Origin of the sequence: Heliobacterium mobile (assembly GCF_009720735.1) — a bacterium.
Lineage (GTDB): Bacteria > Bacillota > Desulfitobacteriia > Heliobacteriales > Heliobacteriaceae > Heliobacterium > Heliobacterium mobile.
Genome location: NZ_WNKU01000002.1, coordinates 44,810 through 69,279 on the forward strand (window position 1 = coordinate 44,810; position 24,470 = coordinate 69,279).

Annotated in this window: 25 protein-coding genes and 1 other RNA gene; 20 read left to right on the top strand and 6 right to left on the bottom strand. The window is 49.9% G+C overall.

The annotated features are described in order from the left end of the window. Nucleotides 1-15: 15 nt before the first annotated feature. From GJ688_RS02750 to GJ688_RS02775, 6 genes are all read left to right on the top strand, one after another. Nucleotides 16-1,254, top strand: a complete 1,239-nt coding sequence (locus tag GJ688_RS02750) for an adenosylhomocysteinase (RefSeq protein ID WP_235910751.1) — start codon at nt 16-18, stop codon at nt 1,252-1,254. Between the two features lie 76 nt (nt 1,255-1,330). Then, nucleotides 1,331-2,035: an HAD family hydrolase gene (locus tag GJ688_RS02755; RefSeq protein WP_155475017.1), complete on the top strand. Its 705-nt coding sequence runs from the start codon at nt 1,331-1,333 to the stop codon at nt 2,033-2,035. Then, nucleotides 2,025-2,321: a DUF3343 domain-containing protein gene (locus GJ688_RS02760; RefSeq protein WP_155475018.1), complete on the top strand. Its 297-nt coding sequence runs from the start codon at nt 2,025-2,027 to the stop codon at nt 2,319-2,321. Before GJ688_RS02755 ends, GJ688_RS02760 begins: the two co-directional genes overlap by 11 nt. A gap of 52 nt (nt 2,322-2,373) precedes the next feature. Continuing rightward, on the top strand, nt 2,374-2,883 hold the full coding sequence (pssA, locus tag GJ688_RS02765; protein ID WP_155475019.1) for a CDP-diacylglycerol--serine O-phosphatidyltransferase: 510 nt from the start codon (nt 2,374-2,376) through the stop codon (nt 2,881-2,883). 188 nt (nt 2,884-3,071) lie between these two features. Next, on the top strand, nt 3,072-3,278 hold the full coding sequence (locus tag GJ688_RS02770) for a hypothetical protein (protein WP_155475020.1): 207 nt from the start codon (nt 3,072-3,074) through the stop codon (nt 3,276-3,278). Between the two features lie 55 nt (nt 3,279-3,333). Then, nucleotides 3,334-3,903 (top strand): glycerol-3-phosphate acyltransferase, encoded by a 570-nt coding sequence (locus tag GJ688_RS02775; RefSeq protein ID WP_155475021.1) that lies wholly within the window; start codon nt 3,334-3,336, stop codon nt 3,901-3,903. Nucleotides 3,904-4,098: 195 nt separating this feature from the next. Here the strand turns inward: GJ688_RS02775 and GJ688_RS02780 are convergent, their stop codons facing one another. Then, the gene (locus tag GJ688_RS02780) at nt 4,099-4,494 is read right to left on the bottom strand and encodes a TIGR04086 family membrane protein (protein ID WP_155475022.1); all 396 of its coding nucleotides are present in this window, start codon (nt 4,492-4,494) and stop codon (nt 4,099-4,101) included. A 78-nt stretch (nt 4,495-4,572) separates the two neighbouring features. On the opposite strand from GJ688_RS02780, the gene GJ688_RS02785 reads away from it, so the two are divergent. Then, nucleotides 4,573-5,241, top strand: a complete 669-nt coding sequence (locus GJ688_RS02785; protein ID WP_170291600.1) for an SIMPL domain-containing protein — start codon at nt 4,573-4,575, stop codon at nt 5,239-5,241. Between the two features lie 73 nt (nt 5,242-5,314). Next, nucleotides 5,315-5,761, top strand: a complete 447-nt coding sequence (locus GJ688_RS02790) for a Fur family transcriptional regulator (protein WP_235910728.1) — start codon at nt 5,315-5,317, stop codon at nt 5,759-5,761. Here GJ688_RS02790 and GJ688_RS02795 read toward each other — a convergent pair. Next, on the bottom strand, nt 5,758-6,798 hold the full coding sequence (locus GJ688_RS02795) for a DUF2225 domain-containing protein (RefSeq protein ID WP_170291601.1): 1,041 nt from the start codon (nt 6,796-6,798) through the stop codon (nt 5,758-5,760). The genes GJ688_RS02790 and GJ688_RS02795 overlap by 4 nt on opposite strands. 151 nt (nt 6,799-6,949) lie before the next feature. On the opposite strand from GJ688_RS02795, the gene GJ688_RS02800 reads away from it, so the two are divergent. The 5 genes from GJ688_RS02800 (at nt 6,950) to surE (ending at nt 10,643) form a co-directional block, all read left to right on the top strand. Beyond that, complete coding sequence (locus GJ688_RS02800) at nt 6,950-7,510, top strand: DUF366 family protein (protein ID WP_170291602.1); 561 nt, start codon at nt 6,950-6,952, stop codon at nt 7,508-7,510. After that, nucleotides 7,503-8,255 carry a 7-carboxy-7-deazaguanine synthase QueE gene (locus tag GJ688_RS02805; protein WP_155475026.1) on the top strand — a complete coding sequence of 251 codons (753 nt, stop codon included), beginning with the start codon at nt 7,503-7,505 and terminating at the stop codon, nt 8,253-8,255. The genes GJ688_RS02800 and GJ688_RS02805 overlap by 8 nt, the downstream gene beginning before the upstream one ends. A gap of 20 nt (nt 8,256-8,275) precedes the next feature. Next, entirely contained in the window at nt 8,276-8,848 is a 573-nt protein-coding gene (folE, locus tag GJ688_RS02810; protein WP_155475027.1) for a GTP cyclohydrolase I FolE, read from the top strand. Between the two features lie 17 nt (nt 8,849-8,865). Then, entirely contained in the window at nt 8,866-9,480 is a 615-nt protein-coding gene (locus GJ688_RS20490; protein WP_155475028.1) for a DUF4264 family protein, read from the top strand. A 359-nt stretch (nt 9,481-9,839) separates the two neighbouring features. After that, nucleotides 9,840-10,643 carry a 5'/3'-nucleotidase SurE gene (surE, locus tag GJ688_RS02820; RefSeq protein WP_155475029.1) on the top strand — a complete coding sequence of 268 codons (804 nt, stop codon included), beginning with the start codon at nt 9,840-9,842 and terminating at the stop codon, nt 10,641-10,643. Between the two features lie 13 nt (nt 10,644-10,656). Here surE and GJ688_RS02825 read toward each other — a convergent pair whose 3' ends face one another. Next, nucleotides 10,657-10,893 carry an alpha/beta-type small acid-soluble spore protein gene (locus tag GJ688_RS02825; protein WP_155475030.1) on the bottom strand — a complete coding sequence of 79 codons (237 nt, stop codon included), beginning with the start codon at nt 10,891-10,893 and terminating at the stop codon, nt 10,657-10,659. Between the two features lie 102 nt (nt 10,894-10,995). Beyond that, complete coding sequence (locus GJ688_RS02830; RefSeq protein WP_170291603.1) at nt 10,996-12,579, bottom strand: putative polysaccharide biosynthesis protein; 1,584 nt, start codon at nt 12,577-12,579, stop codon at nt 10,996-10,998. A 114-nt stretch (nt 12,580-12,693) separates the two neighbouring features. On the opposite strand from GJ688_RS02830, the gene fusA reads away from it, so the two are divergent. From fusA to ssrS, 7 genes are all read left to right on the top strand, one after another. Further along, nucleotides 12,694-14,718: an elongation factor G gene (gene fusA, locus GJ688_RS02835; RefSeq protein ID WP_155475032.1), complete on the top strand. Its 2,025-nt coding sequence runs from the start codon at nt 12,694-12,696 to the stop codon at nt 14,716-14,718. Between the two features lie 173 nt (nt 14,719-14,891). Next, a complete protein-coding gene (locus GJ688_RS02840; protein WP_155475033.1) occupies nt 14,892-15,737 on the top strand; it encodes a PHP domain-containing protein in 846 nt (281 codons plus the stop codon). Between the two features lie 27 nt (nt 15,738-15,764). After that, complete coding sequence (locus tag GJ688_RS02845; protein ID WP_207708739.1) at nt 15,765-16,772, top strand: potassium channel family protein; 1,008 nt, start codon at nt 15,765-15,767, stop codon at nt 16,770-16,772. A 42-nt stretch (nt 16,773-16,814) separates the two neighbouring features. Further along, nucleotides 16,815-18,116, top strand: coding sequence for a phenylacetate--CoA ligase family protein (locus GJ688_RS02850; RefSeq protein WP_155475034.1), 1,302 nt, complete (start codon nt 16,815-16,817; stop codon nt 18,114-18,116). Nucleotides 18,117-18,153: 37 nt separating this feature from the next. Continuing rightward, nucleotides 18,154-18,585: an ACT domain-containing protein gene (locus GJ688_RS02855; RefSeq protein WP_155475035.1), complete on the top strand. Its 432-nt coding sequence runs from the start codon at nt 18,154-18,156 to the stop codon at nt 18,583-18,585. An 89-nt stretch (nt 18,586-18,674) separates the two neighbouring features. After that, nucleotides 18,675-21,455, top strand: a complete 2,781-nt coding sequence (locus GJ688_RS02860) for a UPF0182 family membrane protein (protein WP_328597296.1) — start codon at nt 18,675-18,677, stop codon at nt 21,453-21,455. 62 nt (nt 21,456-21,517) lie between these two features. After that, nucleotides 21,518-21,696: non-coding RNA, 6S RNA (gene ssrS, locus GJ688_RS02865), on the top strand. Between the two features lie 463 nt (nt 21,697-22,159). On the opposite strand, the gene GJ688_RS02870 is transcribed toward ssrS, so the two are convergent. Next, on the bottom strand, nt 22,160-23,596 hold the full coding sequence (locus tag GJ688_RS02870) for a sensor histidine kinase (RefSeq protein ID WP_155475037.1): 1,437 nt from the start codon (nt 23,594-23,596) through the stop codon (nt 22,160-22,162). Beyond that, nucleotides 23,593-24,276, bottom strand: a complete 684-nt coding sequence (locus GJ688_RS02875; RefSeq protein ID WP_155475038.1) for a response regulator transcription factor — start codon at nt 24,274-24,276, stop codon at nt 23,593-23,595. The genes GJ688_RS02870 and GJ688_RS02875 overlap by 4 nt, the downstream gene beginning before the upstream one ends. Between the last annotated feature and the right edge of the window lie 194 nt (nt 24,277-24,470).

A 24,470-nucleotide genomic window follows, 5' to 3' on the forward strand; every position in this document is an offset into this window, starting at 1 on the left:
TCTTCTGTGGAATCGATGATTCGCGACATTTCTCTTGCCCCGAAAGGCCAGTTGAAAATCGACTGGGTGGCCCAACACATGCCTATCTTGAACCAGTTGAAAAAGGATTTTGAAAAGCGCAAGCCCTTAGCTGGTAAACGAGTAATCATCTGCCTGCACTTGGAAGCGAAAACGGCCTACCTGGCGCTGACTGTTAAGGCAGCCGGTGCGGAAGTGGCTGTTTGCGGCTCCAACCCGCTGTCCACACAAGACGATGTGGTAGCTGCGCTCGTGCAAAACGGCGTCACCGCCTATGCCTGGTACGGAGCTACAGATGAAGAATATAAAATGCACCTGAATAAGGCCCTCGATTTTCAGCCGGATATTCTCATCGATGACGGCGGTGACTTAGTGGCTACGCTTCACGCGGAACGGCCTGAGCAAGCCAAAAAAATCATCGGCGGAGCCGAAGAAACGACAACCGGTATTTTGCGATTGAAAGCGCTCGCGAAGGAAGGTCACTTAAGCTTCCCCATGATGGCCGTCAATGACGCCCAAATGAAGTACCTCTTTGACAATCGCTACGGAACCGGTCAGTCTGTGTGGGATGCTATCATGCGAACGACTAACCTGGTCGTATGCGGGAAAGTCGTCGTCGTCGGCGGCTACGGCTGGTGCGGGAAAGGCGTTGCCGCCCGGGCTAGAGGCCTCAATGCCCGCATCGTCGTCACTGAAATCGATCCCGTTAAAGCAAACGAAGCTTTGATGGATGGCTTTGAAGTCATGCCGATGGTGGAAGCAGCGAAAATCGGTGATGTCTTTGTCACCGTCACGGGCAACCGGGATATTGTCCGCCGAGAACACCTGGAAGTCATCAAAGACAAAGCGATTCTCTGTAACGCCGGCCACTTTGACGTAGAAGTAAATAAAGAAGATCTTCGCGCCCTTTCCACGAGTGTCCGTATCGCACGGAACAACATCGAAGAGTACACCTTCCGCGACGGACGCAAAGTCTATCTGCTCGGAGAAGGTCGACTGGTGAACTTAGCTTGTGGAGACGGCCACCCTGCTGAGGTGATGGATTTAACCTTTGCCCTGCAAGCGATGTCCTTGGAATACGTCTTCACCAACCGGGAACAGTTGGAACCAAAAGTCTATCCCGTTCCCGAAGAAATCGACCGCAAAGTCGCACAACTTCGTTTGCAAGCTCTCGGTGTATCTATCGACGAATTGACGGAAGTCCAATCGAAGTACCTGAACAGTTGGCAGGAATAACCTCGCTGACGTGGAATAAGAAAAAAGGCCGTCACCTGACGGCCTTTTCGCATGAGTCGAGGGAGAGGAGAACAGCATGCTTGTATTCTTCGATGTGGATGGAACCCTGACGGAAGGGTCGAACGTATGGGAGTATATCTACCGCCGCTTAGGTATATGGAACACAATAGGAATCCCTATTCAAGAACGATTTTTGCGCGGTAAAATCACCTACGAAGAATTTGCCCAAAGGGATGCCGCCCATTTTGCCGACACTCCTGCCCGTCTGCTTCAAGAATGGGTTTCACAAATTCCGATTCGCCCTCAAGTGAAAGAATTGCTGCACACGTTACAGTCACAGGGACACCGAATCATCCTTTTATCGACCGGGTTGACCTTGCTGACAGACCGATTAGCCAAAGAATTCGGGATTTTCGACGCCGTAGCCAATGAACTGGAGATAGTGGAAGAGAAGGCCAGCGGAAAGGTTTTTGTTCATGTCTCTGCCGACGATATTCATCGGGATAAGGGAGCATGGGTTCGTCATTTTTGTAAAAAATATCGAGTGAGTACGGAACAGACCGTAGCTGTTGGTGATTCAGCGGGGGACATTCCGATGTTTCGCCAAGTGGAACTGCCCATATTATTTGCACCTGCTGACAGCAGTGCCGACCCAAAAGCCATTCAAAAAGGGATCCCCGGCATCGTCGTAACGGAAACAATGACGGAAACAGGCCGGGAAATACTTGATTTTGCCCAGCCGAGCCGTTACTGGTTGGGTTGGAGGAGATATGCCCGCTAAGACTCTTTGGCGTCATAAAACCTTTCCCCTGATCACCTTTCGTTCGCCCCAAGAAGCAATGGCTGCCGAAGAAATCCTTAAAGAGGTCACCCTTAGCTGCCTCGTCGTCCCGACGCCCCGCGAACTAGCTGAGGGATGCGGTTTGTCGTTGCGTGTATTTCCACAGGACGTGGAAAAATGCGGTGACGCACTGGCTCAGCGCACCATTCAGGCAAAATTTTACGAATGGAATGAAAAGGAAAACAAATGGCAACCTTTCGTCGGAGCCATAAAGGTGATAGAATAAAGCTAAGTCCGTCGTGCCCCTGGCAAAGCGTTGTACCATGGAGGTTTATTTGATGAATCATAAGGCGGCCATCCCTAATGCCTTCACACTGACGAACTTGCTGCTCGGTATCCTTTCCATCGTCTACACAATGGATCAAAATTACCGCATGTCCGCCATCATGATTCTGTTAGCAGCCATACTGGACGGCATGGACGGCAAGGTTGCCAGAAAACTGGACGTGGCCTCTCCCTTTGGGAAAGAGTTGGACTCGCTCTCTGATCTTGTCTCCTTCGGTGTGGCTCCGGCTATCCTGATCTACGCGGCTCAACTCAATGAGCCATACGGGATCATTGGACTGACTGTCGCTATCCTGTTTGCCTTATGCGGCGCTATCCGCTTGGCTCGGTTCAACATCCTCAACATTACGACCCATTTTCTCGGTATCCCCATCACCGTCGCCGGCCCCTTGATGGCCCTCTTTAGTTTAGCAGGAGATCATTTACCTGATTTGTTTTTCCCAGTGGCTATGTTGCTGTTGGCGGGGCTGATGGTATCCAATCTTAAAGTTCCCAAGTTTTAGTACCATAAAAGCAAAACCCCTGGCCCGACACCAGGGGTTTCTTTTCAAAGTCTATAAAAAGATTAGTGGAAGTCCCTCTTCGCTGGTTAGGCTAGTCGGGAAGGGACCATCTTGCCGACAGGGGACTTCCACACCCATAGTATGACCGTCGATATCATCCTTCATACAGTGAGGTGAAAAAATTTTTCATGCAAATCCCTTATTGCGAACATTGTGGCGCCACGGACACGCAAGGAGCTATCTGTGGCCACTGTGATTCCATGTATTGTTACGACTGCATGGAAAAAAAGCAGATCAACATGTTTGTCTGCAAAAAGTGCGGCCGTTTTATCTGCGCCGCTTGCCGTACCGGTATGGATGATTGTACACAGGTTCCGACGAAAACTGAACGATAGCATAATGAACAAGGCCGTTGCATAGACATTACTACCACATTCTGGGAGGTATTCTATGTTCACGGCCTTGGCGCTTTTTTGTTGCGCCTATCTGATGGGCGCCCTCCCTCTGGCATACTGGGTGGGGCGACTCGGTTACTCTTTGGCAGTGGACGATTACGGACCCGGTTCGGTTGGACCGGTTAAGTTGTTACGACTGGCTGGCGCTGACGCGATGCTATTGGCTTTTCTTTTAGAATCGGCCAAAGGAGTATTTATCGGTTGCCTGGCTACATGGTTTCAAGTTCATGAAACCAATTGCTGGGTGGCCCTTTTGTTTCTTGCGCTCGGTCATGGCTGGTCACCAGTACTGTTCGGCCGGGGAGGAAATGTCTGGGTACCGCTCAACGGCTTATTGCTTTGGCTTGCTCCTGATTTGGGCCGTCTCTCTGTAGCGGTGGCATTGTCTTTTCTTCTATTGACACGCTCACCCAGCTTGAGTGCTAGCGCAGCCATGGCGGCCTTGCTTTTGTTTGGTAGCCATTTGTCGACGACCGTTCTCATGGTACTGTCTGTAACAGCTGCCGCTGTTTTTTTTCAAACTTGGCTGATCCGTTGTCACCAAATGCCCCTGTCCAAAATATGATATGAAAGGAATGGGAGTAGGAGGGACACATTAAAAGGAGTGAACCGACATGCGGGTATATTTTTTACGATTGCCCGGTTTCTTGCGCTCTTTGTTGCTGAAAATCATGGGATAGTCACACATGAAAACGGGGAGAGGCTTGGCCTCTTCCCGTTGGCTTTTTCTTGCCCCTATGATAAGATACGAAGGGGTAGTTCATTCTTTCCAAGCAATTCCGGAAATACCGCCGACGGTTCCACCGATGACCGCATAGGTAAGTTTTTTCCACCATGTCGTTACCGTGTATGCAGGTTCAGGCACAAAATAGCCAATCGCGATGGTGACGAGATAAAAGCTAAGACCCGCGAGCAGACCATAAATCCATCCTTTTGCTCCCGCTCTCCGAGCCGCCGCCCAACCGGCACCAACAGAACAAAGACCATAGGCTGTATGTACAACGGTCATGTTCATGCTATGGTATTCGGATATTTTGGGTAATTGAGTCAACAAGACGAGCAGGATCGATATGCCTAGCGATGCGGCCACTGCATATCCGGTTCCGATAAGCACCGGAACCAAAGACAATGAACCAGACTCGTTCTGATCTGTCATCGAGTCCACCTCCTCGCCTACACTGTATTCATGATTTAGCCGATTTAGGACGAGATTTCCCGTATCGGAGGATTGATTGTGGCAAAACCCTTTTCAACAGCCAACAAAGTCGTCGTCGTTTTTCTCGGTGTTATCGTGCTCACGTCCTTCTATCTGTCTACTCACCGGGTACCGGCACCGCCCCTGGAGCAAGCCGTTGCGATCGACCCCCGGGATGTACATATTACGGTTACCGGTCAAAGTGCTTTGACGGCCTCAGAAGTTCGTTTGATCCTGTCGGTTCAACAGGGAGGACGGACGGCGAACGATGCACAACAGGCCATGAACAAATCCCTGGACAAGCTTACCACTAACCTCACTGATAATGGTATTTCCCAGGAAAACATCCACATCGGCGATAGGCAAATCCAACCTCAATGGTCTGCCCCCGGTTCGTACCGTACCCCGATCATCCAGGGGTATATCGCGACGACGACCGTCGAAGTGAGCGGCATCGTTGCCGACGAGCAGAACAACATCCTCAACGTGGCCTTAGCTAACGGTGCTACTCAGTTGGTAAAATCGGTGGCTCTTCCCGGAACAGAAGCGAAGAAACAGGCTGTAAAAGCGGCTCTCAACGACGCCAGTGAAAAAGCCAAGGTGATCGCCGCCTCCATGGGCAGGGAACTGGGGGAGACGGTCTCTATCGAGCAGACGGAACAGGGAAACACCCTGCAATTGATGGTGCAGTACCGTTTAAAATTTTGAGGTTTGACACACTATTCTCAAGATCAGTATAATGCCATTAAAACCACTTCACTGTGTCAGGGGGCCAATCAATTTGGACCGGTTTCACGATTTGTGCGATAGGCTCCACCAAAAAGAATACAAACTTACGCCACAGAGAAAGATCATTCTTCAAGCCCTGCTCCTTGATGAAGACGGTCACCTTAGCGCCGAAGACCTTTATGGTATTGTGAAACAGAAGCATCCAGAAATCGGGCTAGCCACTGTCTACCGGACTTTAGAACTGCTGGCAGACATGGATATCCTGCAGAAAATGGATTTTGGTGACGGTCGACTCCGCTATGAACTCACCGGCGATGAAGCTCACCATCATCATCATCTCATCTGCACTCAATGCGGCAAGGTCTACGAATTTGAAGATGATCTGCTTGATTCGCTGGAACAGGCGATCCAGAAGCGAAAGAACTTCAAAATCGTCGATCATCAACTGAAGTTTTTTGGCATTTGTCATCACTGTCAAAACCAAGAAACCAGGGATTAATTCCCTGGTTTCTTTCCGTCTTTCATCAATTGAATCAATCGTTCCCTCAATTCGTCTTCATTGGTAAAGCCCTGTACATCTGGAATAACTTCCAAGGCCGCATCTAACAAGGCTCGTAAAACCGTTTCTTTATCCATGAACTCTTTGGCCTCTTTGTAAGGGACAGTGCTGATCTTTTTCAGCCAATCCAATTCGTCTTCATAAAGGGAAACAGTGAATCGGATTTTGGGACCGCTATGTTTTTTTGTTTTCACCACGTTGGGACTAGCGAAAACTGCCTTCTCATTCGTGGACTCTTCGATTTGGACGGCAACTGGAACGACTGGGGAAGAGGAGGGGGGCATTGGAGCATCGTCTCCGCTTCCCCCTTTGGCCTGTTGGCGGGTCAGTTCCCACTGCTGCCGAGCTAACCGCTCTACTTCCGGTTCCTGTTTGACGGCAGGGTTCGTCACCGCCCGAGAAAACCAGCGGATCGCGTCATTGTAATGGCCCACTTGCCGGTGCAGTTCGCCGATCAAATAAGTGATCGTCACTGTATTTGACTTGGTAGAGCGATCATTTTCAAAAGCCTGTTCATAGTAATGCAGGGCTTGCTCCGTGTACATCTGGTCTGTATCATGATCTCCCATGTCCCGGGCGATCCAGGCTGCCCGCAGTGACAAAGCACCTTGAACGCTCTGGGAGTAGCCACAGATCTGTGCTGTTCGAAGAGCTAATTGAAAGGACCGCAGGGCCACCGCTTCCGTGCGACGGCCTTGAAAATCGGGTTCCTGCTCCTGGGCGTCGAGAAGAGAACGGCGAATGGTCACCATGTTTCCGGAGAGGTTATCGAAGCTATTGTCTAAAGCTGCGTAGTTACAGGCTGGACAGACGTATACTTGATAATAGAGCGGATTTACGCCCTCAAAGACCACACGAAAATCGGCTTGCCGCTCTTTAACGCGAATCGAGGAACTGCGAATTCGAGTGACTGAAAAAGTTCTGCCGCAGACTGGGCAGGTTTTCTCTAATGAGAAAAAGGCGTTTTCCCTTGTCATCCAAATACCACCTTTATTCTGCGTAGGTCCCTTCATGGATAGTTCGGGTTATAAGGGACATTTCCTGCCGAAATTATATTTTCCCTCGTCCTTTTTCAATGGTACAATGAAAAGATGAAGTAACGATTGTTACAGGGAAGGAGTCGGAGCGGTGTTAAAAACCTATTTTTTTTCAGAACCCTTAGGCTATGACGGCACACAATTGCGTTCCCTTTGGGCCTACCGCCATTTTCATATCATGGGAGACAGTGTCACAGCATTTCGCGGCCCTTGTAAGGTCGGCCTAGATAAAATGGTTGATTTGGAAGACGTCCTCGTCGGCGATACGATCTATAGTCCAGAGATGTTGCATTTTATTATCGAGCATTTTGATATGGATCTGGAGAAAACGGTCTACCGTCAGCGGCTATTCATGACTATCATCAAAGAAGATCTGGAAGAAGTATGTGGCGGCTCATTGATCCGGCGTGGAGACGACCTGTACTGGCGGGAGAAAAAATTATCCGTGTCCATTGCTACATTGACTCCAGTATCGACGATGATCCACGTCGGATTAAACCTGCGCACCGACGGTACTCCCGTGCCTACGGCTTCCTTGGAACAGATTGGCGAAAAAAATCCAGAGGCTTTTGCGCGACGGTTAATGAACCAGTACGCCGCAGAGGTGGCAGACATCTATATGGCTCGGTGCAAAGTACGAGGAGTTGAATAGATCATTGCAAGCGGCCCACCTCGTTGAACTGATGACTTCTGCCCAAGGGGAAGGCCCCTGGATCGGTTGCCGCCAGATCTTCCTGCGTTTTTTCGGATGCAATTTGGACTGTTCTTATTGTGACACACCGGGAAGTGGGCCGAGACCTACTCACTGCCGGGTAGAGAGAGAACCAGGCAGCGGCCTTTTCGAATACTGGGAAAACCCTTTTTCCTTATCTCGCATCGAGGATTTTCTAGTTCAACAAACGTCAAAACCGGTTCATTCGGTTTGCTTAACCGGAGGTGAACCGCTTCTGCAAGTTGAATTTATCAAGGAATTGATCACTCGATGGAGTTATCTGGGTATCCCTTTCTATCTTGAGACGAACGGAACGCTCCCGGACAAGTTGGCTGTGCTTATCGATCTTGTCGATTATGTCAGTATGGATATAAAAATCCCGGAGTCAGAGGATTCACTTCGTTGGGCTCTCCATCGGGATTTTCTGCGCCTCGCCGCCCGAAAACAGGGCTATGCCAAGATCGTCATTACCGACACTGTGAGCGAAAGGGAACTTTTACGGGCCGGCGAAATGGTTCAGCGGGAAGCCCCGACGTATCCACTCATCTTACAGCCCCTCACGGAAAAAGACGGCAAAATTTCACTTCTGCCTTCCCGACTCTTAGCTTTGCAAGCAGCGGCCTTGCAAGTTCACCATGACGTTCGCCTCATCCCTCAAACCCATAAGTTTTTAGGAATTTTATAAAGAATCGCAGGTGTTTAACAATGGACTTGAAAAAAATTGAAACAGCAGTCCAGATGATCCTCGAAGCGGTAGGGGAAAACCCGCAACGAGAAGGCCTCCTAGACACGCCGAAGCGGGTCGCCCGTATGTACCAAGAAATCCTCGGCGGACTGGAAGAGGACCCGTCCCGGCATTTGGATGTGCTCTTTATGGAAGAGCATGAAGAGATGGTGCTCGTCAAGAACATTCCCGTCTACTCCATGTGTGAACATCATTTGCTGCCTTTTTACGGTCAAGCCCATGTAGCCTATATCCCTCAGTCTGGTCGTGTCACCGGTTTGAGTAAACTGGCCCGGGTCGTCGAGGGTTTTGCCCGTCGCCCTCAGCTTCAGGAGCGGCTCACTTCGCAAATCGCTGATACGATTATGCAAAAACTGGACCCGCAAGGTGTGTTGGTCGTCATCGAGGCGGAGCACATGTGCATGACGATGCGCGGCGTCAAAAAGCCGGGCTCCCGAACGGTTACCTCAGCTGTACGAGGTGTCTTTAAGTCGAGCAAAGCCACAAGAAGCGAAGCTTTTGCCTTGATCCGCGACTCCCGAGATCTCCCCTAAGGAAGGAGGAGCAGGTTATGGATCACGCCCTCTTCGTCTATGGTACCCTCATGGATCGGGAAACGATGGAAGGACTCTTAGACCATAGTGCAGGAGAACCCCTCCCGGCCTTGTTGACTGGCTATAAGCGGTATCCCTCGTCCTACGGCTACCCCTTTATTCTTCCGGTGCAAGAGGCTATCGTAAAAGGAACCCTATGGAGTGGTTTAACAGACGACGACCTGCAGCGAATCGATGAGTACGAAGGATTATTCGATGATGTTCCTATGTATTACCGCGAAAAAGTTACGATTCGGATAGACGATCAACCATCTGAAGCTTGGGTTTATATCGGTAACCGAGAGGTTTTTGCCGATGATATTTCAGATCCGTCGAAGCAAGTGGGTTCTTCCGAGAGGAAGGAATGCCTTTTTACGGTTGAACCGCTTCCGAACATTGAAAACCTTTCCAACTTGAATCCATTTCTCCAGGCCGAAATAGCATCTGAACCGATCGCTGAGGAAACTTTGACAGCTCACCCTGACCTTTATAAACTCGTGGATTTTCTAAATAGCACCCTTTCTGAACGGTCTCTTCGGTTTGGATTGAGAGAAAATGGGGATACGATGACCATTTCCGTATTTGAGATATAATAACGCTCAGAATCACAATGCTATCCTTTGATGTTGCTACAACTTCTTTATTTATTCTTAAATAAGCATCTAAATTCATTAGTATGGGAACAAACTCCGGTTGATGAGGGATAAACTGTAGTAAAACTCTTCCATTTAAATGGCATACTGGAGGTCACAGCTATGATCCCTTTTGAGTTTTGCTTATGTTGTTACCTCGATTTACAACCGGAACAATGGGAAATCATAATGAAGCGGGGTTCGGGGCTGATTCTTCGCTGTCCTCGATGCCGCGCCTACCATTCCTGGGGACCTGGGACTCAACTTTGGGTCTCTCCATGTAATAGGGGTTCTGGAGTGAATCGACTGGAGGAACAGTTTTGCGAATTCTACTGACCAATGACGATGGGATACATGCACCAGGAATCCATGCGTTATGGCACATCTTTGAAGATTGGGCAGAGCTCTTTGTCGTAGCCCCTGATTCAGAGCGGAGCGCTACCGGCCATGGAATTACGGTTCACCAGCCCCTGCGTGTGGAAAAACTCACCTTCGCGAAGCCTCATTTTCACGGTTGGGCCGTCAACGGGACACCGGCAGATTGTGTCAAGCTCGCGCTGGAAGAACTCATGGACGATCCTCCCGATATCATCATCTCGGGAATCAATCGAGGAGCGAACTTGGGAACGGATGTACTCTATTCCGGCACTGTGTCCGCTGCGATGGAGGGAGCCATCTATGGTTTCCCTGCTCTTGCCGTCTCTGTAACCGGGTGGAAGACGACCGACTACGGCCTAGCGGCAGAAACGACCCGTTTTTTATGTGAACAACTCGTTGAAAAAGGCCTAACATCGGAAACGTTTCTCAATGTGAACGTCCCGGATTTGCCTCGCGAGCAAATCCATGGTATCGGGGTGACGAAGTTGGGAAGCCGCCGCTACCAAAACATCTTTGACAAACGTACTGACCCCCGAGGGAGAACCTATTACTGGATGGCTGGTGAGGTGAAAGACGTCGATGCGGGGGAAGGGACCGATATTCGAGCTATCAATGAAGGGATGATCTCGGTAACGCCGATTCATTTTGATTTAACGAACTACACCATTATTCAAGAGGTCGATCAGTGGCTAGGCGAGACCCAGAGGCCCTTTTTGGAATTGATCAAAAAACGGGAAGGCACGTAGCCTTCCCATTAAGTTAAGTCAATTTATTCGCCTGGTCCTGAGCCAGTAAGGCTTCGGCGCGCCGAACCATGGCTTTGACCATGTTGCCGCCGATTTTTCCGCCCACTCGGCCACAATCAGCGGCAGAGAGGGCGCCCCAGTATCCGTCCTGGATTTTCGGCGTCAGCCCTAGTTCATCGGCGATCTCATACTTAAATTCATCGCGAACATTTTCGGGAAATATCTTTTCTCGAGGAAAAAACTGGGCCATCTTTATACCTCCTTTTTCCCAAAAATAGTGTCTACGTCTTTCTAGCCATCTATTACGAGTAAATCATGGGTCAAAGCCCCATTCCTAACATGGAATGGGGCTTTAATTTTTACGAAAAAAGCCAACGAGTAAGGTTCCCCCAGGAAACGTTCGTAAGTCTTCCCTTGTTAGGGATCCCAGCGGGAATAAGAGAAGAAGATACAGCAGCAATGCCAGCAAACCGGAGAGCCCTGACAAAAACGGCGAGGTATAGCCCAAATAGCTTGATACTTGTAAATAGATCTGAAAAGTGCCGATCATCGCCACCGCAGCCAGGGCCGGTCTCAGCAGATGAAGCAAGTCTGATCCGGACATGCCCAATTTTCCGCGGAACCACCAGACATGCAAACAAGCGGTCACCAGATTCGTCACGGTATATCCCAAGGCAATGCCTTTTAAACCGAAGAGAGGAAGAGAAGCCACATAGATAAACAGGAAAATCCGTAAGGCCGATGTAATCACGGTGACCACCAAGGGAAACATGACTTGCCCCATGCCTTGCAGGATGCCGGTCGTCGTGCTGTATATGTACAGGAAAAAGGCGCCTATGGTCAATATGTGCAGCGGGGCGCTCATGCCCTGGATGCCAAATAGGGACGATGCGACATCGTCGCCGACAAGCAGAATCATTCCGACACAAGGCCAGCCGATGACCGCTGTTAGACGCAGTGCTTTTACGGTACGGTACCTGACGGCCTCGGTCTGTCGTAAAGCCCAGCTTTCGGCTATCCCCGAAACGAGACTGGTCGACAGCGGGATAGTGAATACTGTGGGGATCGTGATCAGCGGTGCCAATCCGCCTACGAGGCTGCCGAAGGCAGCAGTCGCTTCAGAAAGGGTCATGCCGGACAATTGCAGACACCGGGGAATCAAGAAGGCATCTAACGTCAGCATCAGGCAGCCGATGATGCGTGAGCTGGCCACAGGATAGGCCAGCGGCCAGAGGGAACGCAGTGCAAAGCGGCGGCCAAAGGTCGCTGGCATCGACTTGTTGTTCCAAAATCGCTTCAGTCGCTGGAAGAGAAAAGGGCCTGACAACCAGAGCAATGCGGCCAATCCGAACAATTCACCGAGTGTAATCCCAAGGGCGATACCAGCGGCGGCATAGGCGATTCCCCGTGGGAGCAGCCACAAGGCCAGCGATAAACCGCTGGCGATCCGGATCACTTGCTCGACCATCGACGCGAGAGAGGGCGGTTCCATTGACTGCATCCCCTGGCAGAAGGCACGGAGGCCTGATGCTAGACAGATAAAAAATATGCTAGGGATAAGAACCCAAAAAGCCGATTCGGCACGGCGGTCAGCCACGAGCCCAGGAAACAAATACTGAGGCAGGATCGCCGCTGCCCCGGTGATGATCACTCCCCCTAAAGCAAGCAAAACCATCGATGTACTGACCATCTGCCGGACATTGCCCCATTGACCGCGAGCTGCTTCTTCGGCGACACGCTTGGTCAAAGCGACAGGTATTCCCGCTGTGGCCACAACGAGCAGCAGGATGTATATCGGATATATCATTTGAAAGAGTCCGACCGTTTCTGGACCGATATATTTCATCATCACGATCTGATTAAAGAAAGCTAAAAAACGATTTAAGAGGGTCGCTCCAAAGAGGATTACTGTACCGTAGGTGAGTGCGGTGGCCATAATCATCCCCCTTAAAAAAATTCCACCTAGGTGAGCCACCGGGAAAGGAGTTTAAAGCTTAACGTATAATTAATAAAATAGTTCGAATTATTGCAAGCAAAGGAGGGTCCAGTTTTGACGACACCGAGGGAAGCCATCCGCAATATAGCTGTACTCGCCCACAATGGAGCAGGAAAAACCTCTTTGGTGGAATCGATGCTGTTCAACGCAGGGCTCATAACTCGCAAGGGCAAGGTGGAAGACGGGAATACAATTACCGATTTTTTGCCCGAAGAGACGAAGCGCAAAGTCAGCATCCAAGCTGCGCTAGCACCAGTAAAATGGAACGGCGCCAAGCTCAACATCATCGATACACCCGGCTACAGCGACTTCTTTGGGGAAGTGGCTGGTGCCATCTCGGTCGTCGAAGGGGTTTTGGTAGTCCTTTGTGCTGTCAGCGGCGTACAAGTACAGACAGAAGTGGCCTGGAAGCAATGCCAAGAAAAAGGTCGAATTCCCCTCATCTTCATCAACAAACTGGATCGAGAAAATGCAAATTTTGATAAAGCCTTAGAGCAGATGCGGGAGCTGGGTGGACCCCAGATCCTGCCGATGCAATGGCCTGTGGGCACTGGACCGCAGTGGCAAGGAATGGTAAGCATCCTCGACGGCGTCTTTATTCCAGCTAATCCTAAATTCAAAGATATGCCTGCCCTTTCTCCAGAAGAATCGGAGTCTCTAGCCCAGTGGCGAGAAAAGTTGGTCGAAGCAGCGGTCGAGATCGACGAAGAATTAATGATGCGCTATCTGGAAGGGGAAGAGCTGACTGTCGAAGAGATTCGCCCTGCTTTGGTCGAATCGATCAAAAACGGAAAAATCATACCTCTTTTAGGTGGTTCCATCCATGCCGACAGCACCGTTAAGGCTTTGCTGGATAAACTGGTGGAACTGCTCCCGTCGCCGCTTGATGATCAAGGAGAAGTGCCTGCCGAGAAAGCGCCCCTAAAAGCACAAGTCTACAAGACCGTCATCGATCCCTATTTAGGCAAAGTCAACTATGTACGGATTTACCAAGGTATCCTAAAAAGCGATACGCCCCTTTATAACATTACGGCACAGAAAGATGAAAAACCGGTTCCACCGTTGAGCATGATGGGAAAAAGCCAGCATTCGCTAGATTCGGCCGGTCCCGGTGAAATCATCGCCCTGGCGAAACTGCAACATACCCACACAGGCGACACCTTGTCCCTTAAAGGGGTATCGATGGAGCCGCTGCCTGCCACTGTTTTTCCCTGTCCCGGCTTGTCCATGGCTTTTCATCCTGCTACCAAAGCCGATGAAGATAAACTGGGCAGCGGATTACAGCGCCTCTTGGAGGAAGATCCTTGTATCAAAATCCACCGAAATACGGAAACTAAAGAGACGATCTTGACTGGAATGGGTACACTTCATTTAGAAGTTTGTGTGGAACGGCTGCAACGAAAATACGGTGTCAATGTGACAACCAGTTGGCCAAAAGTGCCCTACCGGGAGTCTATCCGTAAAATAGCGAAAGCAGAGGGAAAACATAAAAAACAAACGGGCGGTCACGGTCAATACGGCCACGTTTGGCTGGTTATGGAGCCTACGTTAACGGGTGATTTTGAATTTAACGAATCGATTTTCGGTGGAGTTGTCCCTCGTAATTTCATTCCCGCTGTCGAAAAAGGTGTCCGGGAAAGCTTGGTCGAAGGCGTTCTGGCTGGTTATCCTGTCACCAACATCAAAGTAAACCTGGTTGACGGTTCATATCACCCTGTCGATTCGTCAGAGCTGGCCTTTAAAATGGCGGCCCATTTAGCCTTTAAAAAGGGGATGGAGATAGCCGATCCCTATCTGCTCGAACCGGTCATGCAGGTGGAAATCGACGTGCCTGAGTATTATCTCGGCGATATTCTCGGTGACATCAATGGACGGCGCGGCCGAGTTTTAGGCAGCGATATGGTCGGCAACCGACAAGTGATTCAGGCACTCGTCCCCCAGCAAGAACTAGTTCAATTCCCCTTACAACTACAGGCCATTACCCACGGTCGAGGGACTTACCGTGCCAAATTCCACTCTTACCAGGAAGTTCCGGCCCGGCTTGCTCAGACGGTCATAGAGGCTGCCAAGAAACACTAAACGCAGAACTAAGATAAGTTCCCCTTTGGGAAGCCATGGCCTTAGGCCGATAAGGCTTCCTTTTTTTATGGTATTCTTTTTTCCAATCTCCTTTTGCTCGTAGAAAAAGGGTTTTTTAATGCAAACATTGAATACTGTGTAGAAAACTCCGTCATGGGACAGGGGAAAAGGACATGAAAATAGATCTCCATCTCCATACAACGGCCTCTGACGGCCTTCACTCGCCCCTTGAACTGCTCGATATGGCGGCGAAGGCTGGCTTGACTCATATATCCATTACCGATCATGAATCTGTGAACGGTTGTTTTGAAATTGCTGCGGCAGCACAACGTCGAGGAGTCCGTGTTATCCCTGGCGTGGAACTATTGGTCACCTATCAACGAGAAGAGGTTCACCTGCTTGGGTACGGCGTTAATTTGCACTGTGAAGCTTTTAAGACCCGCCTGACAGAACTGCGAGAGGCGCGAACCCGTGTGGCAAAACAGATGGTGCAGAAGTTACAAGAACAAGGAGTCACCCTGTCTTGGCAAGATGTGCTCGATGTAGCCAACCCGGGAGTTGCCGTGAGCAAAGGTCACATCGTCTATGCCTTGTATAAGTGTGGCTTGTTAAACCGCCCCGGTTCGGAATTTATTAAACACTATTTGAATCCCAGGGGTTTGGCCCATGTGGAATATTTATCTCATTCCCTCGCCGAAGGGGTTGAACTCATCCGGTCTGCTGGAGGAGTGGCTGTCATCGCCCATCCAGGTCTTTTATCGAATCAATCGATTCTACCGGACATGATCGAACGCTATCCCGTCGGTTTGGAAGTCTTTTACGGTTATTATGGGCCGAACCGGGAAAAGTGGGTTCAACAATATTACGATTTGGCTGTGGAAAAAGGGCTGCTGATGACTGGAGGAACGGACTACCATGGTCCCTACGCGCCTTTTAAACCAGGAGGCGTCGAAATACCTGATTGGGTAATGGCCGACCTAGAAGCGGCTATAGCTCGGAATCAATCATCACCTGCTTGATTAGAACCGCAGGAGTGTGACCCGCCTTTGGAACTGCGCCAGATTAAATGGGCTATCATATCCATCGTCAGCTTTATGATCTTTGGCACGGTCGGTTTTATGTGGCTCGAAAAAGACTTTACCATGCTCGATGCGGCCTGGCTGACAGAGACAACCTTGTTGACCGTCGGATACGGTGACCGTTTACCCAAAACGGTGAGCGGCCAGATGTTCGCTTTGCTGATCATGCCGCTTGGTGTAGGCATTGTTGCTTATGCTATCGGTATCATCGCCGGTTCGGTGGTAGAAGGTCAGTTGCTAAACTTTTTGGGGAGACGAGCAATGGAGACGAAAATTTCTAAACTGAAAAATCATATTATCGTCTGCGGAGCCGGCCGAGTTGGTTGGCAGGTAGCAGAGCAATTGTCAAAAGACGATGTGCCATTCGTGATCATCGATTCCCATATCGACATACTGCAGCAATATGGTCAACAGAATCTGCTTTTTATTCAAGGTGACGCCCGGGAGGACGACGTACTCCGGCAGGCCGGAATAGACCATGCCCGCGGGGTTGTAGCGGCTTTGCCGACCGACGCGGATAATGTCTATATCGCCTTGACCGCGAAAGGCTTAAACCCGGATATTCTCGTCGTTGCCCGTGCAGACCGCATGGAGTCGGAAGATAAGTTATACCGCGCCGGTGCCGATAAGGTCGTCTCACCGGCCGTTATCGGCGGCAGAAGAATGGCCATGTCCATTCTCAAACCGGCCAGTGTCGAATACGTGGAGACGGTATTGCACGACAAAGAGCACGAGATCGACCTCGAGGAGATCGTGCTCAGAGAGCATTCTCCCTTAACTAACAAAACATTAGCTGAAGCGCAGCTTCGAGAAAAAACGGGGGCCATGGTGGTCGCTATTCGACGAGGGCAGGAGCTGATTTCCAATCCTCGAGCCTCCCAGATGTTACTCCCCGGTGATTTGCTCATCGTCTTCGGCACTCGAAACCAACTGACAGCCTTCGAGCTGTTGGCTTCGGCGCCGAAGAAACCATAATATTAAACAACCTAGTTGAGATTAGAGCGAGGAGAGTGCGAGATGATCTGGAATCGCCCCATGGAATCGATGAAACGAGCAGACTTGGAGAAATTGCAGCTTGAACGACTGAAAAAGACGGTAGAACGGGTGTACCACAATGTGCCCGCCTATCGTGAAAAAATGCAGGCTGCCGGGCTGACCCCGATGGATATGCAAAGTTTGGAAGACCTTCGACGGCTTCCCTTTACGGTAAAACAGGACCTTCGTGACCATTATCCCTTCGGGCTCTTTGCCTCTCCGATGAGAGATATCGTACGGTTACATGCCTCTTCGGGAACCACGGGAAACCCCATCGTGGTCGGTTATACACGGCGCGATTTAGATAATTGGTCTGAATTGATGGCTCGTACATTGACCTGTGCCGGCGCCAACGCCGATTCGGTGGTGCAAGTGGGATACGGCTACGGGCTTTTCACAGGCGGTTTGGGTGCCCACTACGGCGCTGAAAAGGTCGGGGCCACCGTCGTCCCTATCTCTGGCGGCAATACGAAACGGCAGATCAAACTGATGCAAGATTTCGGTACGACGATTTTGGCCTGCACGCCGTCATATGCCTTATTCCTCGCAGAGACTCTGCAAGAGTCCGGAATCCCCCGGGACAAGCTTCGCTTAAAGGCAGGCATCTTCGGTGCCGAACCTTGGACGGAAGAAATGCGCCGGGAATTGGAATACCGACTGCAGATCACCGCCATCGATATATACGGGCTCAGCGAAGTCATGGGACCGGGTGTGGCCAGCGAATGTCCCGTGAAAAACGGATTACATATCTTTGAAGATCACTTCATTCCTGAAATCATTGACCCTGTGACCGAAGAGCCTTTGCCGTATGGGGAGAAAGGTGAACTCGTCTTCACGACGATTACCAAAGAAGGTTTTCCGGTCATTCGTTACCGGACCCGGGACATTTCGGTGTTACATGTGGAACCTTGCGCCTGCGGTCGTACTCATGTCCGCATGTCCAAGGTCAGCGGACGGACGGACGATATGGTCATCATTCGCGGTGTCAACGTTTTCCCGTCGCAGGTAGAAAGCGTCCTGCTCAGCTTAGGGCTCACAGAGCCGCACTATGTGCTTGTCATTGACCGGGTAGGCACGTTGGATACACTGGAAGTATGGGTGGAAGTATCGGAAAAGATGTTCTCCGACGAAATCAGAAGTATGGAACGGATCGAACGTACCATCCAGCGAGAACTGGAGAGCCTCTTAGGACTTACGGCGCGAGTTCGTCTCGTCGAACCCAAATCAATTGAGCGCAGTGAAGGAAAGGCCAAACGAGTCATTGATCGCCGTAAGCTATCATAAGCTGAATATCTGAGTATACTAGAAAGGGGACAATCTTATGAAAGTTCAACAGATTTCTGTCTTCTTGGAAAATAAATCGGGACGTCTCGCCACCTTGACTCGCACACTCGCGAACGAAAACATCAATATTCGGGCTTTATCGATAGCCGATACGACTGATTTTGGTATCCTACGCTTGATCGTCGATAAGCCGGACGCCGCTTACCTTGCCTTGAAACGGTCCGGTTTCACCGTCAGCGAGACGTCGGTCATCGCTGTGGCCATTCCTGACCATCCCGGCGGTTTAGCTGGGATCATGGATGTTTTGGCAGGAGCGAAAATCAATATCGAATACCTTTACGCCTTGCCCGAAAAAACGCCTGATAAAGCATTAGTGATTTTCCGTGTCGAACGCCTCGATGATGCGATTCAAGTGCTGCAATCTCACGGTATCGGCGTCTTGAAAGGCGAAGAAGTTTACGGTTTATAATGGAGTCAGCCCGTCTCTACGGGCTTTCTCTTTTTACTCTCAACCAACAATTCTCTCTGACGATTAGAGAAAGGGGAATATTTAATCTGGTGAACAAGCGGCGATACTTGGGATTCTTAGTATTCTTCGCGGTATTCGTTGTCTTGCCTGTACTCACATCGATATTAAAACTTTATGTAGACTGGCGTTGGTTTAGTTCGGAAGGCTATGCTGGTGTATTTACGACTCGTTTTCTAACGTCCTGGGGATTGTCCCTCGCTATTGGCACACTCGCTTTTCTCTTTACTTACATCAACCTGCGCTTGACCAGGGAAGTGGTCGGCAAAGCTCTTCAATTCGCCCGGAACATGGAATCCCATCCACGGCTTTTTGCCTTGAGCGATTGGCTCAAACCCGAGTACATGAACAAAATCTTTTTGTTCATCAGCTTTCTGGCAGCTCTAACCGTATCGCAGTTGGCTTCCGGCGAGTGGCAAAGCCTGCTGTTAGCGCTGCAAAATGAGAGTTTCGCCATTGCCGATCCCTTGTTTCAGCGGGATGTAGGATTTTATCTTTTCCAGTTACCCTTCTTGGAATTGGTTTACCACATCACCCAAGCGATTTTGCTGCTCACAGCCTTTTTGTTATTCATCGTCTACCAGGTGTCCAATACACACGGCTTTGGCAAAGTGGGGTGGGGTGAACTTCCCCGCGCCCGATACCACCTAGCTGGTATCGGGGCTCTATTTTTCCTCGGTAAGGCTTTAGGCTATCAATTGGATATGTGTAATCTTGTCTATTCGCCCCGAGGGGTTGTCGTCGGCGCTAGCTATACCGATGTGCATGCTCAACTACCCGCTTACCAGATACTGACCGTTGCCGCAGTTGCTACGGCAGCACTACTGCTTTTCGCTGTGATCGGACGGAGGATCCGGTGGGCCCTATACGGTGTCGGTACACTCGTGGCTATTTCTCTCATTGTAGGTCAGATATATCCGGCTTTGGTTCAGCGGTTCAAGGTGGAACCGAATGAATTCGTCATGGAAAAACCCTATATTGATATGAATATCCAGTTCACCAAGTTAGCCTTTGGACTCGATCGCATTCAGCATGTGCCTTTTTCTGTCAAAAACGACTTGAGTGCTACCGGCATCAACGCGAACAATGACACCTTTTCCAGTATCCGCTTATGGGACTGGCGGCCTCTCCAACAGACATACAGCCAGCTCCAAGAGATCCGCCTGTACTATAAGTTCAAAGGCATCGATATCGACCGGTATACGGTAGATGGACAAAAGCGGCAAGTTATGCTGGCGGCTCGGGAACTAGATACTTCAGCACTGCCCGAATCAGCAAAAACCTGGATCAATCAGCGCTTGCTCTACACGCACGGCTATGGAGTGGCGATGAGCCCCGTCAATGAAGCGACCTCCGAGGGACTGCCGAAATTCTTTTTAAAAGACGTTCCGCCAAAAGCGACGTCGGAGAGTCTACAGATCGCTCGCCCGGAGATCTATTTCGGTGAAACAAGTGGCGACTATGTAATCGTCAAAACAGCGACAAAAGAATTCGATTATCCCTCCGGTGACGATAATGTCTATTCGACCTATCAAGCCGATGCCGGTCTGCCAGTAGGATCCTTTTGGCAAAAGCTCGTCTTCGCTGCCTATTTCGGCGACCTGAAACTGCTGCTGTCGTCAGAGGTCTTGCCGGAAAGCCGGGTGCTCATGGAGCGCAACATCGTCGATCGCTTGCAAAAAGTGGCCCCCTTTTTACATTTTGACGATGATCCTTATTTGGTCATTCAGGACGGTCGTCTCGTCTGGGTAGCTGACGCTTATACCACCTCGAACCGCTACCCTTTTGCACAGCCGGCCCCCGGAGCAGGCAATTACATTCGCAACTCCGTAAAAGCCACTGTCGATGCCTACACCGGTAAAATGACCTTTTATTTGATCGATCCGGAAGATCCGATCATTCGCAGCTATATGGCTGTCTTCCCAGGCATGTTCCAGCCGATGGAAAGCATGTCTTTGTCGCTGCGGGAACACATTCGCTACCCGGAAGAGTTGCTCAAGATCCAAAGCCGTGTATACGCCACCTATCACATGGAAGACACTGGCGTATTTTATAACCGGGAGGATGAATGGCATCTCCCGCAAGTTCGGTCCGGAGAAAAGGAACAACGGGAGATGGAACCTTACTACGCCCTGTTAAAACTGCCTGGTGACAATCGTCCGGAATTCATCTTGATGACCCCCTATACACCGTCACGGAAAGACAATATGGTCGCCTGGATGGCTGCTCGTTCTGACGGTGAGAATTATGGAAAACTGCTCGTCTATACCTTCCCCAAACAAGAGTTGATTTACGGACCGGCCCAAATCGAGGCACGGATCGATCAGGACTCAGAGATTTCTCAAAAACTCACCCTTTGGAACCAGCGAGGGTCATCGGTGATCCGCGGTAACTTGATGGTGTTGCCTGTGAACAATTCGCTTCTGTACATTGAACCGCTCTTCCTGCAGTCGGAGCAGGGGAAATTGCCGGCTTTGCGTCGAGTCATCGTCGTCTTCGGCGAACGGGTCGTCATGGAGGAAAACTTAAATACGGCTCTACAACGTATCTTTGGCAAAGGCGTATCTACCGGACCCCCAGGGGAGGTTGTCCCAGGGCAGCAAGCCCAGCCGGGTCCTGACATCGTGGTCCCAGGACAACCGGTGCCACCTCCATCGGCGGATAATCGGACCGTAGCTGAACTGGCGACCCAAGCTCGCCAACTCTATGACGAGGCAAACGAACGACTAAAAGCGGGCGACTGGAACGGGTACGGCGAAAAGCTGCGGGAACTGCGAAACTCTCTGGAGACACTGGAGAAAAAGACTCGGTAGGCTTGGAGGCATATTTTCCATTTCACAATCGTCACTGAGAGTGGTATAATGACGACAAAGCAATGTACCTGCGATGTACGTAAGCCCCTGAATGTTTCTAACCTACATGAAACATTAGGGATTCAAGACCAGACGTAGCTGTCAGGCCAACTTGAGTTTGGAAGGCAAAAGCGACTGTGAGATGCCCACCTGCGAGTAGCAGGTTTAGAAACCACGGCGCGACGGCATAGGCGGGTACATTGCTCTATCACAAATGAAATCAAAAGGAAAAGCAGGTCTGTGGGACCTGCTTTTTTACATTCCGCTCGATATGAATCTAAAAAAGTCCTTGTAATTGAACCATAACCCGGAATAAGGGACATCCTAATCTACGGAGGTGATGGGCTATCTTTGAACAACGGCGGAAGAGTCGGGAGCGGCAGGAGGCAGAAGACCTGGTAACGCTGTGTACCATTCACGAAAGCTACGAACAATCGTCGCGAGACCTCTGGTTATTTTTACGCAGGGTAACTGCCTCGGGCATTCCCATGCCGACAGATGTTCAGGAGCTTTTGGAAGACCGGTTGGAGACAGCGATGGTGGTAGCCGAATCAGCGAGGAACGAGCTCGAACGTCGGAGAACCCATTAACCTTCCTCAGGCGATTTCGTCAGTCGACGAAATCGCCTTTTATGATGAATCGTCAAAATGTATGTTTGGGAGAGATTAAATCTCCAGCCCTGCTTCTAGCTCTACCGGCAGCCAAACGTAAAAGGTAGTACCCTTGCCGATAGTACTTTTTGCTGTGATTATACCGCCCTGAAGTTCTACAAACTCCTTAGCAATCGCCAGACCTAGACCAGAACCGCCAGTTTGACGACTACGGCTTTGGTCTCCCCGGTAGAAACGATCAAAAATATGGGGCATATGCTCCGGAGCAATACCGGTACCTGTATCGGAGACAGCAAGTTCGATGCCGTTTTTGTTCATTTCCCTCTGGAAGCGGACTGTGATTTGGATGGTCCCACCGGCCGGGGTGTAACGGACTGCGTTATGGAGCAAATTCAAAAAGATTTGTACAGTACGGTCTGGATCAATATAGAGAAGGGCCGACCTTTCAGCAAGGGGGAAATCGACCAGGAAATCGAGGTTCGATAGCTTTGCTGTTTTTTGAAACGATTCTTCGATCCTTTCGAGAAGATCGCCCGCATAGATCAATTCTTTTTGGATGGAGAGTTGACGTGTCTCTGCTTTGCTCAAGTCATGAAGGTCTGTAACGAGACGGTTCATCCGGCCAATCTCCTCCTGTAAGGAAGAAAGGGAATTGGAATCCCACGGAATGAATCCGCTCTCCAACGAATCCAGAATTCCTTGACTGACTGCTAAGGGAGTTCGCAATTCATGTACCACATCAGCTTGAAGTTGCCGACGGAGTTGCCTGTCCTTTTGTAGGCGATCGGCCATCGTATTGAAATCAGCAGCCAATTTACCCAGTACTTCTTCTGACCGCACAGGTACGCGGTATTCCAAATTCCCCTGGGCAATGTTATGAGCCGCTTGGGCCAGCGTTTCGATTTTCGATGAGAAGAAACGAGATACCAAATAGGCGAATATGAAAGCGATAACAGAAGAAAGGAATGCCGCTAGAAGGTTATTGCGAGTCACCGGCAACAAGAGAAAACTGTGAGTGATCTCAAGTAAACTGTTTGCTTTGGGAATGAGCCAGAAGGTGCCAAGCTGTTTTCCGTCCGAGGTGATAGGATAGCCTTCATCCATCCTATTGTTTGCCAGTTCTTTTCCTATCAAGATGCGGCCTTGCTCATCGACCAAAACCACATCCCACCAACCATCACCAGCTAAGGTGAAATAATGATTATGGTTGGAGTCAATCGGTGACCATAGGGGACCATGAGCATGGGGTTCTGTAAATACGAGCTGAAGTTCTCGAGGTAAGATCATTGGCTCAGCCACACCTGAAAAAGAGCCCTCTTTTTTGTAATAGTCCTGTAGATTTTTCGTTACCGATTCAGAAAGAGAGTTCTTAAAAGTTGAAGTAAAATGTTCCAATACTTGTTCCGTCGAGTAATGACTGATAACAATATTTAGCAACGACGTCAACAGGATGAAAAGAAAAAAAGACATCAGCATTCGCCGCAGGATCATGATCTTTCTCCAAACCGATAGCCGATGCCGAAAACCGTCTGTATATAACGCGGTTTTCCAGCTTGGGCTTCGATTTTCTTACGTAAGTTAAAAATGTGTGTATCTACGGTGCGCTCGTAATTCTCAAAAGCCTCTCCGATAGCACCTTCAAGTAGCTGTAATCTTGTGAAAGCACGACCAGGCTGACGGGCCATCATCGATAAGAGCTTAAATTCGGTTGGTGTCAACGGGATTTCTTGCCCGTTTTTCTCTAAGCGAACGGCATCCAAGTCGAGTGCTAAGTCACCGTAATGAAGCATGTTTCCGCTGACTGGTGCGGCCCGATGTCGGCGCAAAACAGCTCGTATACGGGCAACCAATTCTCGCATACGAAAAGGCTTAATGATATAATCGTCAGCACCTTGTTCTAGACCTGACAACACATTTTCTTCATCGCCTAAGGCTGTCAGCATGATAACCGGCACAGCGCTTTCCTGACGGACGATTTTGCAGATTTGAATGCCATTTAGCTCGGGCAGCATGATGTCCAACAGCAGAAGGTCTGGGCTTTCTTCCCGTACCATCTTGAGCGCCTCAAGACCGTCGGCAGCGGTGATAACCGAAAATCCTTCACTGGCAAGAAAATGACTGATATTATCGCGCAACTTTACTTCATCTTCGACGACTAACAGTTTCGTCAACTGACTCCCCCCGAACTCATCGTTGTGCCTTTATCTGATATGTATGGGTTTTCTCAATTCTTGCTTGAGCGTTCTAGGTCTGTATAGACAAAGTTTCTAGTATTTTTAGTATAAATCAAATGGCGGAAATATGGGATGGATTTGTTTAACTGCACTTGAATCTTATACCCGAAGGGGTATATAATCGTAATCAA

What these genes read in the sequence shown, in the direction of transcription:
- GJ688_RS20490 (WP_155475028.1), top strand. Translation starts at nt 8,866, where the DNA reads ATGGATCACGCCCTCTTCGTCTATGGTACCCTCATGGATCGGGAAACG.
- GJ688_RS02825 (WP_155475030.1), bottom strand. Translation starts at nt 10,893, where the DNA reads ATGGCCCAGTTTTTTCCTCGAGAAAAGATATTTCCCGAAAATGTTCGC.
- GJ688_RS02770 (WP_155475020.1), top strand. Translation starts at nt 3,072, where the DNA reads ATGCAAATCCCTTATTGCGAACATTGTGGCGCCACGGACACGCAAGGA.
- pssA (WP_155475019.1), top strand. Translation starts at nt 2,374, where the DNA reads ATGAATCATAAGGCGGCCATCCCTAATGCCTTCACACTGACGAACTTG.
- GJ688_RS02755 (WP_155475017.1), top strand. Translation starts at nt 1,331, where the DNA reads ATGCTTGTATTCTTCGATGTGGATGGAACCCTGACGGAAGGGTCGAAC.
- GJ688_RS02760 (WP_155475018.1), top strand. Translation starts at nt 2,025, where the DNA reads ATGCCCGCTAAGACTCTTTGGCGTCATAAAACCTTTCCCCTGATCACC.
- GJ688_RS02850 (WP_155475034.1), top strand. Translation starts at nt 16,815, where the DNA reads ATGATCTGGAATCGCCCCATGGAATCGATGAAACGAGCAGACTTGGAG.
- GJ688_RS02830 (WP_170291603.1), bottom strand. Translation starts at nt 12,579, where the DNA reads ATGGCCACCGCACTCACCTACGGTACAGTAATCCTCTTTGGAGCGACC.
- GJ688_RS02780 (WP_155475022.1), bottom strand. Translation starts at nt 4,494, where the DNA reads ATGACAGATCAGAACGAGTCTGGTTCATTGTCTTTGGTTCCGGTGCTT.
- GJ688_RS02870 (WP_155475037.1), bottom strand. Translation starts at nt 23,596, where the DNA reads ATGATCCTGCGGCGAATGCTGATGTCTTTTTTTCTTTTCATCCTGTTG.
- GJ688_RS02855 (WP_155475035.1), top strand. Translation starts at nt 18,154, where the DNA reads ATGAAAGTTCAACAGATTTCTGTCTTCTTGGAAAATAAATCGGGACGT.
- GJ688_RS02775 (WP_155475021.1), top strand. Translation starts at nt 3,334, where the DNA reads ATGTTCACGGCCTTGGCGCTTTTTTGTTGCGCCTATCTGATGGGCGCC.
- GJ688_RS02795 (WP_170291601.1), bottom strand. Translation starts at nt 6,798, where the DNA reads ATGACAAGGGAAAACGCCTTTTTCTCATTAGAGAAAACCTGCCCAGTC.
- GJ688_RS02840 (WP_155475033.1), top strand. Translation starts at nt 14,892, where the DNA reads ATGAAAATAGATCTCCATCTCCATACAACGGCCTCTGACGGCCTTCAC.
- folE (WP_155475027.1), top strand. Translation starts at nt 8,276, where the DNA reads ATGGACTTGAAAAAAATTGAAACAGCAGTCCAGATGATCCTCGAAGCG.
- GJ688_RS02750 (WP_235910751.1), top strand. Translation starts at nt 16, where the DNA reads ATGATTCGCGACATTTCTCTTGCCCCGAAAGGCCAGTTGAAAATCGAC.